The sequence below is a fragment of the Bacillus sp. FSL R10-2201 genome (assembly GCF_038008665.1).
GTDB lineage: Bacteria > Bacillota > Bacilli > Bacillales > Bacillaceae_G > Bacillus_A > Bacillus_A mycoides.
In genome coordinates, this window is the sequence record NZ_JBBOZP010000001.1 from 2806924 (window position 1) to 2824121 (window position 17198).

A 17198-nucleotide genomic window follows, 5' to 3' on the forward strand; every position below is an offset into this window, starting at 1 on the left:
CCTCTTCTCGCTTATAAAGGTAATCCTCGATACTAATCTTTTAATAACTTTCGGTACATAAAACATTTTTTATTGTTGCTAATCATCATTTTTCTCATTCTTATCACCGTTATCTTTTTGGTATGAATACGATAATAAAATAATAACAATTTACAAGAAGACTGAGTTCTGTATCCATTCTGACACTATAGGGATTTGGAACGTTATAAACCCTAGTATAAGACTAAATAAAACAATTACTATTTTATGAATATTTTTCTCCTATTTATCTAATTGTATTTTAATAGTGATAGAAGAACAATATGGTTGTCAGAAATACAAATAAGGATTATATAATTCAATAGGGTTAATTTTACTGCTCACGGTACTCAGCAGCAAAATTAAGGTTTTATTCTTTTACATATCCTTCAAATTTTTTCAATGAATCACATTAAGGTAAAAAATAAAAGCCAGTCTCAATAAAGAGAACTGACTTCTATTTGGATAACCATTATTATAAAATTTTCACTTTAACAGTTTGTCTTCCCCAGTTCATAGCTTTACTTTTTGAACCCATTAAAACATCAATACGATTTCCTTTAATAGCACTACCAGTATCACCAGCAATAGCTTCTCCATAACCTTCTACCCATACTTTAGATCCTAATGGGATTACCTTCGGATCTACTGCAATAATTCTCATATTAGGATTTTCCGTTAAATCATGACCCATCGCAGTTAAAACGCGTCCACCATATGTACCATTTTCACTTGGATCAGCAGTATATGCTGTCGCTACTACCGTTAATTCACGTTTAGCAGACTGTGTGTTATTTTTAGATACTTCTTGTGTCTTTGTTGCTTCTTGTGCTTTCGCTTCTTCTTTCGCTTTTTCTATTTCTCGTGCTTGCGCTTCTTTCTTAGCCTTTGCTATTTCCTGCGCTTTTGCTTCTTCTTTTGCTTTTGCTTCTTCTTTTGCTTTTTCTATTTCTCGTGCTTTTGCTTCTTCCTTAGCCTTTGCTATTTCTTGTGCTTTTGCTTTTTCCATTTCTCGTACTTTTGCTTCTTCCTTAGCTTTTGCTATTTCTTGCGCTTTCGCTTCTTCTTTTACTTTTTCTATTTCTTGTACTTTTGCTTCTTCCTTAGCTTTTGCTATTTCTTGCGCTTTCGCTTCTTCTTTTACTTTTTCTATTTCTTGTGCTTTTGCTTCTTCCTTAGCCTTTGCTATTTCTTGCGCTTTTGCTTCTTCCTTAGCCTTTGCTATTTCTTGTGCTTTTGCTTTTTCCATTTCTCGTACTTTTGCTTCTTCCTTAGCTTTTGCTATTTCTTGCGCTTTCGCTTCTTCTTTTACTTTTTCTATTTCTTGTACTTTTGCTTCTTCTTTAGGCTTTACTATTTCTTCTGCTTTCGTTTCTTCCTTAACTTTTACTCTCTCTGTTACTTTCGCTTCTTCTTTAGGCTTTACTATTTCTTCTGCTTTCGTTTCTTCCTTAACTTTTACTCTCTCTGTTACTTTCGCTTCTTCTTTAGGCTTTACTATTTCTTCTGCTTTCGTTTCTTTCTGCTCTTTTGTTGTTTCTTTCGCTTTTGCTATTTCTTGTACTTTTGCTTCTTTCTGCGTTTTTACTTCTTCCTTTGCTTTAACTGCTTTTTGTACTTTCGCTACTCGCTTCGTTTTCTCTTCAGCTTTCTTTTCAATTGGTGCTGTACTTGATAGGAAAGAAACATTTGCATAAGCTGTTTTTCCTTTATACTCAAATTGCAGCCATCCATCTTTTACTTGATGTGTTGATTCAATTACATCATCTTGTTTCAGTCTGCCAAGAATTTCTGATTCTGTGTTTGCTTCAGTACGTACATTTAATAGGTTTGCTGTTACATGATAAATATCTTTTGTATACTCCGAACTTACAAACAATTCTTTACCATTTAAATCAATTTTTGACCATCCTTCTTCAGTATGTATGACCTTTAACTTTTGTCCTTCTTTTACTTTTTCGACAATTTTTGATTCCGTGGTTGGCTTTTCACGTACGTTAAGTACATCCGCTGTTACGATAGTTTCTGCGATAGCAGATGTGGTAAAAGCCCCCAATCCAAGAACTGTTGCTGTTGCTGCGCCAATTATTTTTTTCATATTAGCCTCCATTGCGTTTTTTTGAGTTCTATCAAATGCTTCCATAAAATTAGGGAATTCCACAGAGTATCAAAACATTTGTAACAGTATATTAATACCACTTAATATACTGTTTTTAAAACTTCCTACTCCAATATTATCAAATTTTCATTTCTAATTCTATACATTATAAATCTACTTATCTTCTATAAACTCTTCATGACCTTCTACTTCACACTAGATAGTTGTCGCAATTCCTGCCAAAAATAAACTTACAATTGCTAAAAATGGCGTTCCAGCTATTGCACCTCTTAAGTGAAACTTATAGTCTTTATATCCTTTCATTTCCTCAGTACTAGGAATAACAACAAATCTTGGAGTAATCCAGCAAAATATAAGCCAATCGATTATTAATAAATCTACTAAATTGAAAATCATTACAATCCCAAAAGTATGTAAATAGGCCTCAATATACAATAATTTTCCATGGTGATGTAGTATATATGTAGAAACTAAAGGCGTTCCGAAGAGAATAATATTGTAAATAATTCCGAAATAAAACGTTTGTTTTTTTTCATTTATCGATTTTGGCAAAACTACTTTTTGAATATCTTTCGGATAATCATTTAACCAAAGGCGAGGATTATAATACGTAGACCCTAATATCATAATAAACAGTATAAAAGACATGGAAATACCGACAATCACCATTTGTTCAAATTGCCCCACAAATGTCCCTCCTTATTTGAAATTTTGACGTACGTAATTCACTTAATTAGACATTGTATGCATGTTATGACTTAAAAATTATCTAATACCATTAATAAAAATTTTTCATTACAATCCGCTTTTTCCTAACGTCCATTCTTATTTCTTGCAATATGCATGCAAATTTAATAAAGTGAACATCTAATTAGTGTTGTTGAATTTCGCTAATTATTACAGAGTACATATTTTTTAATTTACATAAAGAATGGGTTGGTGAAACGAATGAAAATCGAACATATAGCAATTTGGGTAAATGATTTAGAATTAATGCGTACTTTCTATACAAAGTACTTTAACGGTAAAGCAAACTCTTTATATCATAATGAAGCGAAACACTTTGAATCTTATTTTATTACGTTCGAATCTGGAGCGCGCCTTGAAATTATGCGTAAGAAAGGCATAGAAAACGAGCCTAACCTAAATATCACTGGCTATGCACACATGGCTTTCTCTGTTGGTAGTGAAGAACGTGTAAATGAACTAACAAAAACGTTAAAAGAAGCTGGTTCTCCTTTATTAAATGGACCACGTTTCACTGGAGATGGCTATTACGAAAGTGTAATTAGTGATCCGGAAGGTAATCAAATAGAGATCACTATTTAACTATCGTTTATCTTTTCTGAAGAACTAATAAAAATTCGTTTGGAGGAACCCTATGCATAAACTGCATTTCAAAAAATTTGAAGCAACAGATTTTAGTCCATATTTCCAGCTCGTATCAAATGAAAGAGTGATGGCACAAATTACAGAGCGTGCTATTCCGCTAGAAGAGGCACAAAACGACTATGAAAAATTGTTAAGGCGCAATGAAAAGCATAAACTGTTTGGGTCTTATAAAGTTTATGACAGTGCAACAAATGAATTTATCGGCCTTGGACATGTAACAGTGAATGAAGATAATGTAAAAGAAGCTGAAATTGGGTATATGATTTTGCCAGAGCACTGGGGAAAAAGATATGGTAGTTATATCGCAAGAGAATTAATTGAAATAGCGAAGCAGACAGATGTAAGCGTACTAAAAGCAATTATCGATCCGAGCAATACCCCCTCTCGGAAGATTTTACTAAACGTTGGTTTTACATCTGAAAAAGTTTGCGAGATTGATGGATTGCCTGGGGAGATTTTGAGTACATATATTTAACTATATAAAAAGGCAATGCTACATTTGAACTAACCGTAGCATTGCCTTTATCTTTTTTTATTATAAAAGTCCCATTTTCACCTTAATACGAACTAAATCACTATTTCTTTATCTCGTCTACTACACTTTGAACTAAAGAGATAAGAGCTTTCTTTGTATCCTCATCTGTTACTTTTGCATCATCACTAAATTTAGTTCGCACAGATGGGATTAATAACGAGCCATTTTGAACGACAATTGTATCTAGCATACCTAGTGTAAGTAATAAAGATTCATGGGCTTTATCCCCTCCCGCAATTGATGGTGAAGCTGTTATAATAGCCACTGGCTTTTTATAAAGTTCCGCTGATGAAACAAGCCATTCTAAAGCATTCTTCAAAACTCCTGGAATACTTTTTGCATACTCTGGTGTACAAATAATAAGTGCATGTGCTTCACTTAATGTCTTTCGAAATTCTTCAACAACAACCGGTGCTCCAACTCGATCTACATCCGGATTAAAATGAGGTAGTTCCTCTATCCCATTATAAATAGTGTAATCTATACCTTCTGGAATAAATGCTGCTAAAGTTTTTAATATGTTTGTGTTGGATGATCCTTCCCTAATACTTCCTGAAATCGCTATGATTTTTTTGTGTATACTCATATGATCCCCTCCTACAAACATCATACTTATGCAGCCAGAGAAAAATCAAAAATATTGAACTATTTACCAAGCTGTACATTCATCAATTTTGACATCTTGCTTTTGATTCCCTAATAAAAATACTACTGTCTATAAATATCTTTACTTGCTAATTTATAAATAACTCGAAAGGCTTCTTGGTCCCCAGACTCCATTTTATACAGCCATTCTTTTAATTCTACTTCATCCAAAATTACGTTCCCCTCTCATGAGCTTTCACACTATATTCGCCCGTTTCTCACAAAAGGTTCATTTTACATAAAAATTTATTTATTACAATAAAGATATACTATATATTTTACAGAAAGGATGATTCGTATAATGAACAAAGAAGACAAACTTTATGCTGAAAATGTATTAAAACATCTCTTCATAGGAGCACAAGTTGATGGATTGCAATTTGGTATTTCTCCAGCAACTATAAAAATTCATTTTACAGATTTTGAAGCCACCGTTGATTATGACGGGCAATTATATGTCAACATCGAATCGAAATGGTGTTTATTTCATACTCCACCTGAAAAATATCCATCTAATGAGGGTGAATTTGACGATTATACTGAGGAAGAAGAATATAAGAGAATATTTGAAATGAGAAGAAAAAAAGTTACAGACATACAACTAGGTAAGGCAACTCCGCATTTAATTATTACATTTGAAAATGGGCAAATCATGTTTGTAAATGGTTTTCATGACTATTATGAATGCTGGCAAGCTGGGGTCCAATTTGATGATTGGCTTGTAGTTGCTGCACCTGGGAATGAAATCGCTACTTGGACTCCCGATGAATTTACTAATAAATAAGCCGTCAGAAATCACAATAGAAAAAGTATATCTTACACAAGGGGAAACAGATTTACGTAAATCAATTGATGGACTAGCGACTGTTGTAAAAGAAGAATTTGAAATTTAAAATCACCCCGTTTTAACAGGAAAAAGTGGCATTTTTACTATTTCTAATGTTCGCTAATGCTTATTGCGTGATTTGGTTTCATTGCTACACAAACCCCAATACCCACTCTTAACTTGATGGGCATGTATAGTGCCCCCGATTAGCATCAACGAGAAGGAATAGACCTTGTAAAAAAACATTTATAATTCCACTGATACGCAGAAAAATAAAAAGAGAATAATTCAGAAATTCCCTATGAATCATTCTCTTTTTATTTTCATATTTTAACATGCTGGATATGCATTAGAACCCAAATAACGTTCTTTTATAAGTTGACGATGATGAAGCTCATGACCAGCAATAATGTTTGCTAATGCAAGAACCGTGACTTCAGAATTGTTCGCAATTCCCCTTTGTAACCAAGCTTCTTTATCTAAACTTTTAAGCAAATGCATAGTAGATTGGCGAACAACTGTTAAATTCTCAAGAAGATCTTGCATAGATTGCTTATCAAAAGCTGCTCTAAGAACATACATATCATCGTTATATCCAGGAAGTTCTGCTGTCTCGCCTCTTGCTATGGAAAGCAATCGATACGCCATGATACGTTCAGTATCCGCAATATGACCGATTACTTCTTTTATACTCCATTTATTAGGAGCATATCTAAAATGTCCCTCACTATCAGAAATATCCTTCAACAAAAGATTCGTTTCCTTCATTTGTTGCTCTAGAATATGTATGATATCTCCATCTGGTATTAAGTTTATGTACGTTGAATAATACGGGTTATATTCATTTGCCTCTGGTCTCTTTTGCATGCTTATCATCCTTTTTATTTTATCCTTATATACAACTTATCATAAATTATTATCATATTAATCAAAAAAAATAATTTTAAAACAAAATGGCCCCATCCTATATAGGATTACATTAACAAAGCGGCTTATCCCCAAGCCCCCAACTAAACCATCTCCCATGCCCTTCCGTTTCCCCAACAGTTTCACAATATTCGTTTCCGTTAATATAATAATCAATATGAAGGTCACGGTCCCACATGTTGTTATATAGGTGGAATACATCACGTTTTGCACCTATTTCTTTAATTTGTTTTTCTAGCTTATGTTTTACATTTTCAGGTATTTGATTTGCGACGTGTGTATGGAAAATGCAGATTTCAGCATCTTCCCTTATTTGATTTGCAATGGCTGGAAGAAGTGCTACACCGTCCCCTTCAATTAATTGTACTGATTTTTCTTTTACAAGCGTTGCTGCTTGATCGAATAGTTCAAGTCTTTCTTTATGTTCTGGCCAAATAAGCGCGCGTAACCATAAATAATCTTCTTCATCATTTAAATTATTCACATGTAAATCTAGTCCGATTCTTTCCATAACAGGTGGACTTTGTTCTAAAAAGGAGGGCTTCTTCTCCCCTTTTATTTCTGATTGTAAATGAACATTTGATTGTCTATTTCCATACATTTCTTCCGTTCCATATGAATAACGATATTGATCCCAAAATAGTTGTAATCCCGCACTTGTACCAATTTCTATTAACGCCAATGGTTTGTTCACTTTATTAAATATGTAACAGAAACTTGGATATAAATAGGCACATCTTCTTACTTCATTCGTTTGAACAAGTTTCGTTTGTAATAAAGAGATAATTTCTTCTCGATATACATGGCAAAAATCTTTAAATTGGTAAAAGGCATTTTCAAAATTTATATCAGCATTTTCAACTAAACTTTGATAATAGTTTTTTAAACTGTGCTCTTTTCCTTTTAACAATAAATAATGGACTGCACCTAATAATAAGTTTGGGACTGGTTGACCAGGTTGTGCGTAGGAAGCTAACGTAAGAACTTCCTCATCTTCAGAAATTTTTATTGATAAATATTCGTATAAGTCACTAGATCCTTTACATTCATTCACAGAAAAATTCCGAAATAAGTTTGCGACTTGTTCTTTTGTAAGCATTGGTATCCCTCCTTAATTATTTTCAGAATAATCTTATCATTTATTTGTTATTTACTCTATTTTTTCAAATTAGATGTCACGAAAATAGAATTTTACTAGTTTCCAAAGATAAAACATAAAAATAGAAGTTTTTTTGACATAACATCAAACTGGAATTCTTCTCCAAATCCCGCTTTACTACTATGCTTTTTACCCTTATGACAGAAGAATTCTATGAAATAAAACGTTAAATAGTTTAAAATTATCAGATAACACTAGATATTTTAGTCTATTAATTATTATAATAGACTATGAGATGGTTATATAATTGAGACAAAAAAGGTAAGTACCTAGGTGGGGCCTAGGCGGTGTTTTCTTTTTACGGCTTAGATATAAAAAACACCTACTCTTTTTTGCCAATATAGGGGATGGAGAGATTATCATGAGCAACATGCAGCAAAAAACAGACGTTATCTTAATTGGCGCAGGAATTATGAGCGCAACGTTAGGATCATTACTTAAAGAATTGGCACCTGAATGGGAAATTAAAGTATTTGAAAAACTCGCTAATGCCGGAGAAGAAAGTTCTAACGAATGGAATAATGCTGGTACAGGACATTCTGCGCTATGTGAGCTTAACTATACATCCGAAAAATCTGACGGGTCTATAGATATTGGTAAAGCTGTAAAAGTAAATGAGCAATTTCAACTTTCAAGACAATTTTGGGCTTATCTTGTAAAAAGAAACTTAATTCGTAATCCACAAGATTTTATTATGCCACTACCTCATATGAGTTTGGTGCAAGGGGAAAAAAATGTAGAGTTTCTAAAAAAACGTTTTGAAGCGCTTTCAAAAAACGCTCTATTCCAAGGAATGGAATTTTCTGATGCACCTGACACATTAAAAAAATGGCTTCCACTCATTATGGAAGGTCGTAATTCTAATGAACCTATGGCTGCAACGAAGATTGACTCTGGAACAGATGTTAACTTCGGTGCGTTAACGCGCATGTTATTTGATTACTTAAAAACTAAAAATGTTGAGCTAAACTACAAACATAGTGTTGAAAATATTAAACGCACGAAGAATGGTTTGTGGGAAGTAAAAGTACATGATATGAATAGTGGCAAAATTGAACATCATACTGCGAAATTCGTCTTTATCGGCGGCGGTGGTGGTAGTCTACCTCTACTTCAAAAGACTGGTATTCCTGAGTCAAAACATATTGGAGGATTCCCAGTAAGTGGACTATTTATGGTATGTAAAAACCCAAAAGTTGTAGAGCAGCATCATGCAAAAGTATACGGAAAAGCTAAAGTTGGTGCTCCACCAATGTCTGTACCTCACCTTGATACGAGATATATAGACAATAAAAAAGCTTTACTGTTTGGACCATTTGCAGGCTTCTCACCTAAATTCTTAAAAACTGGCTCAAACCTTGATTTAATTGGTTCTGTAAAACCGAATAACGTCTTAACGATGTTAGCAGCCGGTGTAAAAGAAATGGGATTAACAAAATACTTAATCCAACAAGTTATGTTATCACACGAAAAGCGTATGGAAGAATTACGTGAGTTTATTCCGAACGCTAAAAGTGAAGATTGGGATACTGTCGTTGCTGGACAACGTGTGCAGGTAATTAAAGATACTGATGCAGGTGGTAAAGGAACACTTCAATTTGGTACAGAAGTTGTTAGTGCAAATGACGGATCAATCGCTGCGTTACTTGGTGCTTCTCCAGGTGCTTCTACTGCGGTTCACGTTATGCTTGAAGTATTAGAAAAATGCTTCCCAGAACGTATACTAGAATGGGAGCCAAAGATAAAAGAAATGGTCCCTTCTTACGGCGTGTCACTTACGGAAAATCCAAGACTGTTCCAAGAGCTTCACGCTTCAACAGGGCGCACACTTGGGTTAAATGAAAAAGAAGCTGTTCACAATTAATGAATAGATTAAAAAAACGACATAATAAAAACGTCCGATATATTCGGACGTTTTTATTATGTCTGACGAAGAAATATAGTGACTAAAATTATATCAGCGATTCGACAAGAAATGAAAAATCTCCGTTAACTCTCAACTAGAAATTATATTTATCAATATTATCCTTCATAAATACAACTCGTTCAGGAAGTACGATAATACCGTTTCCTTCTGCCTCATAGTCATACCCTTGAATAGAGTTTGGTTCTACTTTCACTTTGCCGATTCCTTTTACTTCGAAGCTATCCCCTACTTTTAATTTTTTCCCTTTTACAACAATTTCATTTGCGACATACGTTGCGAGTGCACCTTGTTGTTTTACATCCCATAATCCAAATTGTTGTACCGTTCCTCGTTTTACATAATCACGCATAACGTTCGGTGTCGAAAAACCAGTTACGACTACTTTTTTATCCATTTTCAAATTTTCAGCTGCTTGCGCCATCGCTGGAAGTGCTGTTGCATCTGGACATATTACTGCGTTAATATCTGGATACGTTTTTAAAATACTCTCTCCTACTGATAAAGATTTTTGCGCATTATTTTCACCATATTGCGTCGTTACAATTTCCCAATTCGGATATTTCTCTTTAATAATCTCTTTTGCCTTCGTTACCCATTGATTTTGATCTGTTACAGTCGGGCTTGAATAAAAGAATGCTACTTTTCCTTTATCTCCAATTTGCTTCGAAGTCATTTCAATTAATAAGTTTGCAAGTTGGTCTGGTGTACCTTGGCTAATATAAAACGAACGGTCTTTCGGATTCACATCAGAATCCCACGTTAATACTGTCATTCCTTTTTTCTTTGCACGTTGTAATGATTGCGAGAGACCATCAACTGACGTAGATGAAACCATAATCGCATCATAGTTTTGGTTAATAAAATTGTTTATATATTTTACTTGCCCGGATACACTTGCCTCAGACGGTCCATCGTACTTCACTTGTACACCTAACTTATCTCCCATCTCTTTTGCACCTTCACCGCCTGATGTGAAGAAGCCAACTCCCGTTAATTTCGGAATGAACGCAAATTTTACATCATCTACTTTTTTCTTATCCGCTGTTTGGCTAGAACAAGCAATTAAACCGATTAAACAAATACACATAATCATAACAATCCCCAATTTTCTCTTCATGACATTTCCCCCTTATGCAAATCCCTTCTTTTCCCCGTGGTGAATCGTTGTAATTTGAAATGTCTCATAATAACAGAAATAATAAGGATAATACCTATTACTACATTTGATTGTTCATTCGTTAAGCCCGTCATTTGCAAACCGTACTGCATGAGTCCTATAAAAATACTTGCTAGTACCGTCCCAATAACACTCCCTTTTCCGCCCGTAATAAGTGTGCCGCCTAATACAACTGCCGTAATAACTGGCAAAATCGTTTCACTTCCAATATCAGCACGAGCAGAACCAAAATAAGCTGTTAAGAAAGCTCCTCCTAATCCACCTCCTACCCCAGAAAGTACGTAAGCAATAATCACCACTTTCTTCGTTCGAATACCGGAATATTTCGCCGTACTTTCATTTACGCCAGTTAATTTTGCGTAGCGACCATATGTTGTACGGTGAAACAATATCGTAAATACTATCGTTAAAATGACAAGGAGCCATAATAGATTAGGTATACCGATAAAACTACCATTTGCCAGTTGCACATACGAATCTGGTAAACCACTTATTCCTTCATAGCCCGCTGCACCCGAACCACCTGAAATAACAAGGGCGATTCCCGCATATAAAAACATCGTTCCAAGTGTAACAACAAGAGGTTCTACATCTGTCATTTTTATAATAAGTCCATTTAATCCGCCCGCTATACAACTTACTACGAGCGCAATGATAACAGCCAACAGTATAGGCATACCATTCATCCAAAGTACTCCGATAAGAATCGAAGTAAGCCCCATAATAGATCCTACTGAAACATCAATTCCACCAGTTACAATGACAAATGTCATCGGAATAGCCGCGATTGAAATAATGAGGAAATCGTTCATACTAAAAAGGAGGTTACTAATGTTTAAGAAATCACTATTTATGAAACTAAAGAGAATGAATTCTACGAGAAGCAATATGAGAAGAACCCCTTCCCATCTATACAAGCTACGTATTCCTTTCATAGATTCACCCTCCTTTCTTCTAATTGCCGGAGTTTCTTCCATTTTTTTAAGACACTATCTAATACGATGATGAGTAGAAGTAAAAATCCTGAAATAGCACTATTCCAAAATGCAGGTATTTTTAAAAAGACGAGTGAACTGCTTATCACTTCTAAGAAGAATGCACCTAATGCCGCTCCAAATATAGAGCCTGTTCCTCCTTTTAAATGAATACCACCTAAAACAGCAGCGGCGATAACTTGCAATTCTATTCCTGTACCTGTTTGATTTGGAACGAATCCAATATTCATTACGAATATACATCCAGCGAGCCCAGCGCTTATGCCTGATATGATAAACGCGTATATTTTCACTTTATCTACATGTATTCCAATAAGCCTTGCACCATCTTCATTATCACCGACCGCATAAAAATATCTTCCAATTTGAACTTTCATTAAAAAGAAATATAGTAGTAGTAATATGATAAGAACGGTCCATACCGTTATCGGAAGGCCTAACATCATAATAGAAGCAATTTGTTTATACTCATTCGGAATATCTTCAATCCACTTTCCGCCCGTAAATATTAACATTGCACCTCTAATAATACCGAGCATTCCTAATGTCATAATGATAGCTGGCACTCGAAATTTCGTAACGCCAATTCCGTTTACCATACCAATAAGAGCGCCAAATATAATTGCCGCAAATATCGAAATAAAGGCACTGTATCCATCTGTTAACAACATCCCGCAAACCGCAGCGCTTAATCCCATAATAGACCCTACTGATACATCTATATTTTTCGTAAACAATACGAAAGATTGACCAATTGCCAAAACAACTAAAATAACGCTTGATTTCATAATTAAAGATAAAGAGCTAAACTGCACAAAACTCGGATTCATTACTCCAACGAAGGCTATGTAAAAAAGTAATAAAATAATAATAGACGTCTCATGCATTTTAAATAAACGTTTCACTCCGTTACACCTCTCTTTCCTCCGTACGCAAGGCGTGTAACTTCATCAATACAAATTTCCTTCTTCTCTAAATGAGAGACGAATTCTCCGTTTCTCATCACATATACCCGATTCGCTAATTGAACAATTTCTTCTACATCTGAAGAGATTAATATGATCGCAAGTCCCTCTCTCTTCAAACTTTGTATCGTTTCGTATACTTCTAGTCTTGCTTTCGCATCAATACCGCGGGTCGGTTCATCAAGAATAATCACTTTCGGATTACATGCAAGATATTTTGCTAGCACGACCTTCTGTTGGTTCCCACCTGATAAAGACGTCATTTTCTCATTCATATGAGGGACAACAATTCGAAACTGTTTTATATACAACTCTGATAAAGCGCTTTCTTTTTTGTTGTTTAAAAAGAAGCTACTCATACTGTTTAAAGATGCAGATGTTATATTTTCCTTAACAGACGCAATTGAAAATATACCATTCCCTGCCCGGTCCTCCGGTACATACACCATACCTTCCTTTATTCGCTTATGTACCGAATACTTCGTAATGGATGTTCCCTCTAATAAAACGGAACCTGATTTCAAAGGCATTAATCCAAATATTGATTCAGCTAATTCAGTCCTACCTGATCCGACAATACCTGAAATCCCGACAATTTCTCCAGCGTGTACAGTTAATGATACATTTTGAAAAGCATAACTAGACGCATTCATGACATCTAATACTTTTTCCGAATGCTCTATTTCTTCTTGCGCGATTTCTTTCTTCTCCTCAAGTTTATAATCTTTCGGTAATAACCCCTCCATTAGCATGTCATATGTATAGCTTGATACATCCCCTTGACTTACAATCATACCGTCACGCAAAATTGCTACTTTATTTGCAATTTCAAAGATTTCTGGAAAACGATGCGTAATGTATATCATGCCAATTCCTTTTTCTCTTAAGCTTTTTATCAACACAAAAAGACTCTTAATTTCGTGAGTTGTTAATGTCGATGTTGGCTCATCTAAAATAAGAATCTCAGCTTCCCTTATTAATCCCCTCAATATTTCTACTAATTGTTGCTGGGCAATGGATAACGATAACCCTAGCTTATGAAGTTGAATGTTCCAACCTAAGCCTTCTAGCAACTTATTAATTTTATTTCGAAGTTCTTTCTTTTTCGCTTTCATTCCGATACAAATGTTCTCTTCAATTGTCATATGCGGAAAGATGAGTGGCTCTTGTGGTATTAAATATATGCTATGTTGATGTGCTTCTGCTGTGTTTGAAAACTGTTGTACTTTCCCTTTCACATACATCTTGCCAGCATCGTATGAATACAAGCCCGTTAATATTTTCATTAACGTTGATTTCCCAGCACCATTCCCTCCGACTAAAGCGTATACATCTCCAGGCTCTAATTGTAAATTCACTTCTTTTAATACGAGTTGATCTGCAAATGATTTACTCATCTTTGTAACTTGTAATAAGGGCACGTTCTCCACATGTTGTCACCTGCCTTTATGCAGAACATTTTTTGAGAAAATGATTTTTTGTTCTACTTGTTTTGTAGCATTGTATATTTCTTTTTTCATATCTAGAACACTTTTTTCACTGGACTATTTATCGCTTCAACTGGAATAAACAAAATAACGAACACATATGTTTAAGCAGTGGTCAATTGTTGAAAGGGATGAAGAGTATGTCACAGCTGAGCTTTGAAGACAATTTGTTAACAAAAGTAGCTTGGTACTATTATAAAGATCAATTAACCCAGCAAAAAATTGCTTCCCTTCTTCACATTTCAAGAAATAAAGTCGTTCGGTTGTTAGATAAAGCACGGACGGAAGGTGTCGTCACATTTCACGTAAAAGGTACTGGTTTGCACTGTTTAAGCATCGAACGTGACCTTATGAAAAAATTCCATCTAAAAGATGCTTTCGTTATTCCAACGCCAGCAGAAGATTATGCATTTTCACTCGGAAAAGCTGCCGCACAATATTTAGAAACTCATCTGCAACAAGGAGATTTACTTGGGATTGGCTGGGGAGAGACGATAAGTAAAATGCTAGAAAACATTCATTTTGATAGCTCTATGAATCTTTCAATCGTTACTCTTACAGGAGGCGTAAATCACTATGTTCCAAGAAACCAAAGCTATTTAAACTACATGCAAGGCGATCTTCATATTATTCCTACCCCTTTTCTAACATCTACAAACGAAATGACGCAAATTATTCTATCTGAACCGAGCGTGAAAGATATGCTTCACGTCGCTTCACTCGCTCATACAGCAGTAGTTGGCATTGGCGGTTTATCTCAAGACGCCACAATTGTGAAAGAAGAAAAATTAACACTACGTGAAATGACATATATACGTAGTCAAAACGGGGCAGGAGATATTTTAGGGCAATTTTATAATACTGATGGAAAACAATTAGAACTTCCCCATCATAACCGTCTTATCGGCACACCACTCTCTGTTCTTCAAAATATGAAACATGTCGTCGGTGTAGCTGGCGGCACGGAAAAGATCGATGCAATTTACGGCGCCTTAAAAGGGAGATTCATTCATACATTAATTACCGATGAAGAAACTGCCCTCTCCTTAATAAGAAAGGAAGGTGACTCTTAATGTCTACTCTTTTAGCTTACGACGCTGGTACAGGGAGCATTCGAGCAGTTCTTTTTGATTTAAACGGTAATCAACTTGCTGTTAGTCAAAAAGAATGGATTCATAAATCAGATAGTCGTTACCCTGGTTCTATGAATTTTGATGTAACTGAAAACTGGCAGCTCGTTCAAAAATGTACGAAAGAGGTTCTTCAAAAAAGTAATACGTCCTCCTCTTCTATTAAAGGTATTAGTGCAACGAGTATGCGTGAAGGCTTTGTTTTATACGATAAAAACGGGCAAGAAATATGGGCTTGTGCAAATGTTGATGGCCGCGCGTCAGCGGAAGTTAGTGAACTAAAAAAAATCCGTTCCGAAATTGAAGAAGATTTATATAGAAAATCCGGTCAAACTTTTTCATTAGGTGCTTTACCTCGCTTACTTTGGATAAAAAAGCATGAACCAGACGTGTACAGAAACATTCATTCTTTCACGATGTTAAACGATTGGATTTTATATAAATTGTGCGGCGTACTGCAAATTGATTCTTCAAATGGATGTACGTCCGGTATATTCGATTTACAAAATAGAGCTTGGGATAACTGGGTTGCTGAGCAATGCGGTCTTACTCTAGCCTTTTCTCCAAAAGTAAATGAAGCTGGTACAGTTATCGGGAATATCACAAAACGAAGTGCTGAGTTAACAGGATTACATGAAGGAACACCGGTCGTTGCTGGCGGCGGAGATGCACAAATGGCATCGCTTGGAACTGGAGTTGTAAAGCCTGAACAAACATTTATATGCGGAGGCAGTTTTTGGCAACAAGAAGTAAATATAACAAAACCAGAAACTGATCCAAATGCGGCGATTCGTGTTAATTGCCACGTCATTCCTAACCTATGGCAATACGAAACAATTGCTTTCTTCCCTGGCCTTGTTATGAGGTGGTTTCGAGATGCCTTTTGCCATGAAGAAAAACGGCTCGCTGAAAAACTCGGTGTAGATGCTTATGAATTACTAGAAGAACAAGCGAAAGAAGTTCCTGTAGGCTCACATGGCATAATCCCCACTTTTTCAAATGTAATGAATTATATTTCTTGGCGACATGCTGCACCATCCTTTTTAAATTTGAGCTTAGATGCTGATAAATGTGGGAAGAAAGAAATGTTCCGGGCAATAGAAGAAAATGCCGCCTTCGTTACATTCGGCAACTTGAAATTAATAGAGGCTCTCACAGGTAACTTTCCTTCTGAAGTGATTTTTGCTGGCGGCGCTGCTAAAGGAAAACTTTGGCCGCAAATTCTTTCAGACGTTCTTGGAATCCCAGTGAAAGTACCAGTTGTAAAAGAAGCGGCAGCTTTAGGAACTGCAATTGCTGCTGGGGTTGGTGCTGGCATATATTCATCTATGGCAGCGACTGCCGAACAGTTTGTACAGTGGGAAAAAACATTTGAGCCAGTCACTGAAAATCATGAACTATATAAGGAATTCTATGAAACATGGAAAACTGTGTATAACAGTCAGCTCGCTTTAGCCGATAAAGGGATCACCTCACATATGTGGATTGCACCCGGTGCTCTGTAACACATTACATAAAGGAGTGAAATATATGTTAAAAGCGAATGAAAATGATTTCTCCTATCGCTTCGGTGATAATGGGCCTAAATATTTAATACAAGGTCCAAATATCGATCTTGGCCTAGTCGTGATTCAGCCTGGGCAAGAGTTTCAAAATCACTATCATACAACGTGCGAAGAGGTCTTCTATGCGTTAGAAGGCGAAATAGATTTCTATGTGAATAACGAGAGAGTTCCGATCAAACAAGGGGATGTCTTGCAAGTTCGACCTCATGAATCCCATTATCTTATTAACCATTCTGATAAGCCTTTTAAAGCTGTTTTTATAAAGTCACCACATTTACCAAATAAAGATACTGTACAAACTGAAAATCCAACATTAACGAAGGAGTGATTC

17 protein-coding genes and 1 pseudogene are annotated in these 17198 nt (G+C 35.5%); 8 read left to right on the top strand and 10 right to left on the bottom strand.

All coding sequences use genetic code 11. The annotated features are described in order from the left end of the window. Positions 1-493 precede the first annotated feature (493 nt). Together entB and NSQ69_RS14530 are read right to left on the bottom strand one after the other, a co-directional pair. Positions 494-2116: a cell wall-binding protein EntB gene (entB, locus tag NSQ69_RS14525; RefSeq protein ID WP_341099427.1), complete on the bottom strand. Its 1623-nt coding sequence runs from the start codon at positions 2114-2116 to the stop codon at positions 494-496. Between the two features lie 216 nt (positions 2117-2332). After that, a complete protein-coding gene (locus NSQ69_RS14530) occupies positions 2333-2824 on the bottom strand; it encodes a nitroreductase (RefSeq protein WP_197236011.1) in 492 nt (163 codons plus the stop codon). Between the two features lie 261 nt (positions 2825-3085). Between NSQ69_RS14530 and NSQ69_RS14535 the strand changes: the two genes are divergently transcribed. Both NSQ69_RS14535 and NSQ69_RS14540 read left to right on the top strand, forming a co-directional pair. Continuing rightward, positions 3086-3466: a VOC family protein gene (locus NSQ69_RS14535; RefSeq protein WP_002127880.1), complete on the top strand. Its 381-nt coding sequence runs from the start codon at positions 3086-3088 to the stop codon at positions 3464-3466. 52 nt (positions 3467-3518) lie between these two features. After that, complete coding sequence (locus NSQ69_RS14540) at positions 3519-4004, top strand: GNAT family N-acetyltransferase (protein WP_002127881.1); 486 nt, start codon at positions 3519-3521, stop codon at positions 4002-4004. A 100-nt stretch (positions 4005-4104) separates the two neighbouring features. Here NSQ69_RS14540 and NSQ69_RS14545 read toward each other — a convergent pair whose 3' ends face one another. Then, positions 4105-4650, bottom strand: a complete 546-nt coding sequence (locus NSQ69_RS14545; protein ID WP_002189990.1) for an NADPH-dependent FMN reductase — start codon at positions 4648-4650, stop codon at positions 4105-4107. A gap of 90 nt (positions 4651-4740) precedes the next feature. Continuing rightward, positions 4741-4880, bottom strand: a pseudogene (locus tag NSQ69_RS14550) (sigma-70 family RNA polymerase sigma factor); the annotation flags it as partial. Positions 4881-5010: 130 nt separating this feature from the next. On the opposite strand from NSQ69_RS14550, the gene NSQ69_RS14555 reads away from it, so the two are divergent. Together NSQ69_RS14555 and tnpB are read left to right on the top strand one after the other, a co-directional pair. After that, positions 5011-5493 carry a hypothetical protein gene (locus NSQ69_RS14555; protein ID WP_002185577.1) on the top strand — a complete coding sequence of 161 codons (483 nt, stop codon included), beginning with the start codon at positions 5011-5013 and terminating at the stop codon, positions 5491-5493. Further along, complete coding sequence (gene tnpB, locus NSQ69_RS14560; protein ID WP_002185576.1) at positions 5474-5602, top strand: IS66 family insertion sequence element accessory protein TnpB; 129 nt, start codon at positions 5474-5476, stop codon at positions 5600-5602. Before NSQ69_RS14555 ends, tnpB begins: the two co-directional genes overlap by 20 nt. A gap of 263 nt (positions 5603-5865) precedes the next feature. Here the strand turns inward: tnpB and NSQ69_RS14565 are convergent, their stop codons facing one another. After that, the gene (locus NSQ69_RS14565; RefSeq protein ID WP_016120406.1) at positions 5866-6402 is read right to left on the bottom strand and encodes a DinB family protein; all 537 of its coding nucleotides are present in this window, start codon (positions 6400-6402) and stop codon (positions 5866-5868) included. 112 nt (positions 6403-6514) lie between these two features. After that, positions 6515-7561 carry a DUF2332 domain-containing protein gene (locus tag NSQ69_RS14570; protein WP_063225782.1) on the bottom strand — a complete coding sequence of 349 codons (1047 nt, stop codon included), beginning with the start codon at positions 7559-7561 and terminating at the stop codon, positions 6515-6517. Between the two features lie 421 nt (positions 7562-7982). Between NSQ69_RS14570 and NSQ69_RS14575 the strand changes: the two genes are divergently transcribed. After that, positions 7983-9485 carry a malate:quinone oxidoreductase gene (locus NSQ69_RS14575; protein ID WP_002127892.1) on the top strand — a complete coding sequence of 501 codons (1503 nt, stop codon included), beginning with the start codon at positions 7983-7985 and terminating at the stop codon, positions 9483-9485. Between the two features lie 136 nt (positions 9486-9621). On the opposite strand, the gene lsrB is transcribed toward NSQ69_RS14575, so the two are convergent. From lsrB to NSQ69_RS14595, 4 genes are read right to left on the bottom strand one after another with little or no spacing between them, the layout of a single operon-like run. Further along, the gene (gene lsrB, locus NSQ69_RS14580) at positions 9622-10665 is read right to left on the bottom strand and encodes an autoinducer 2 ABC transporter substrate-binding protein LsrB (protein ID WP_002168150.1); all 1044 of its coding nucleotides are present in this window, start codon (positions 10663-10665) and stop codon (positions 9622-9624) included. Continuing rightward, positions 10662-11660: an ABC transporter permease gene (locus NSQ69_RS14585; RefSeq protein WP_002168149.1), complete on the bottom strand. Its 999-nt coding sequence runs from the start codon at positions 11658-11660 to the stop codon at positions 10662-10664. Before NSQ69_RS14585 ends, lsrB begins: the two co-directional genes overlap by 4 nt. After that, complete coding sequence (locus NSQ69_RS14590; RefSeq protein ID WP_016127172.1) at positions 11657-12625, bottom strand: ABC transporter permease subunit; 969 nt, start codon at positions 12623-12625, stop codon at positions 11657-11659. The genes NSQ69_RS14585 and NSQ69_RS14590 overlap by 4 nt, the downstream gene beginning before the upstream one ends. Next, the gene (locus NSQ69_RS14595; RefSeq protein ID WP_002168147.1) at positions 12622-14115 is read right to left on the bottom strand and encodes a sugar ABC transporter ATP-binding protein; all 1494 of its coding nucleotides are present in this window, start codon (positions 14113-14115) and stop codon (positions 12622-12624) included. The genes NSQ69_RS14590 and NSQ69_RS14595 overlap by 4 nt, the downstream gene beginning before the upstream one ends. A gap of 197 nt (positions 14116-14312) precedes the next feature. On the opposite strand from NSQ69_RS14595, the gene NSQ69_RS14600 reads away from it, so the two are divergent. The 3 genes from NSQ69_RS14600 to NSQ69_RS14610 are packed head-to-tail and all read left to right on the top strand — an operon-like array spanning position 14313 to position 17195. After that, positions 14313-15245: a sugar-binding transcriptional regulator gene (locus tag NSQ69_RS14600; RefSeq protein WP_002168146.1), complete on the top strand. Its 933-nt coding sequence runs from the start codon at positions 14313-14315 to the stop codon at positions 15243-15245. Further along, entirely contained in the window at positions 15245-16807 is a 1563-nt protein-coding gene (gene lsrK, locus NSQ69_RS14605; protein WP_002185569.1) for an autoinducer-2 kinase, read from the top strand. Before NSQ69_RS14600 ends, lsrK begins: the two co-directional genes overlap by 1 nt. Before the next feature lie 25 nt (positions 16808-16832). Then, the gene (locus NSQ69_RS14610) at positions 16833-17195 is read left to right on the top strand and encodes a cupin domain-containing protein (protein WP_000909986.1); all 363 of its coding nucleotides are present in this window, start codon (positions 16833-16835) and stop codon (positions 17193-17195) included. Positions 17196-17198: the final 3 nt, after the last annotated feature.

Excerpts from the sequence above, each read along its gene's own strand:
- entB (WP_341099427.1), bottom strand. The coding sequence starts at position 2,116 with ATGAAAAAAATAATTGGCGCAGCAACAGCAACAGTTCTTGGATTGGGG.
- NSQ69_RS14555 (WP_002185577.1), top strand. The coding sequence starts at position 5,011 with ATGAACAAAGAAGACAAACTTTATGCTGAAAATGTATTAAAACATCTC.
- NSQ69_RS14535 (WP_002127880.1), top strand. The coding sequence starts at position 3,086 with ATGAAAATCGAACATATAGCAATTTGGGTAAATGATTTAGAATTAATG.
- lsrK (WP_002185569.1), top strand. The coding sequence starts at position 15,245 with ATGTCTACTCTTTTAGCTTACGACGCTGGTACAGGGAGCATTCGAGCA.
- tnpB (WP_002185576.1), top strand. The coding sequence starts at position 5,474 with ATGAATTTACTAATAAATAAGCCGTCAGAAATCACAATAGAAAAAGTA.
- NSQ69_RS14565 (WP_016120406.1), bottom strand. The coding sequence starts at position 6,402 with ATGCAAAAGAGACCAGAGGCAAATGAATATAACCCGTATTATTCAACG.
- NSQ69_RS14570 (WP_063225782.1), bottom strand. The coding sequence starts at position 7,561 with ATGCTTACAAAAGAACAAGTCGCAAACTTATTTCGGAATTTTTCTGTG.
- lsrB (WP_002168150.1), bottom strand. The coding sequence starts at position 10,665 with ATGAAGAGAAAATTGGGGATTGTTATGATTATGTGTATTTGTTTAATC.
- NSQ69_RS14610 (WP_000909986.1), top strand. The coding sequence starts at position 16,833 with ATGTTAAAAGCGAATGAAAATGATTTCTCCTATCGCTTCGGTGATAAT.
- NSQ69_RS14545 (WP_002189990.1), bottom strand. The coding sequence starts at position 4,650 with ATGAGTATACACAAAAAAATCATAGCGATTTCAGGAAGTATTAGGGAA.
- NSQ69_RS14540 (WP_002127881.1), top strand. The coding sequence starts at position 3,519 with ATGCATAAACTGCATTTCAAAAAATTTGAAGCAACAGATTTTAGTCCA.
- NSQ69_RS14585 (WP_002168149.1), bottom strand. The coding sequence starts at position 11,660 with ATGAAAGGAATACGTAGCTTGTATAGATGGGAAGGGGTTCTTCTCATA.
- NSQ69_RS14575 (WP_002127892.1), top strand. The coding sequence starts at position 7,983 with ATGAGCAACATGCAGCAAAAAACAGACGTTATCTTAATTGGCGCAGGA.
- NSQ69_RS14600 (WP_002168146.1), top strand. The coding sequence starts at position 14,313 with ATGTCACAGCTGAGCTTTGAAGACAATTTGTTAACAAAAGTAGCTTGG.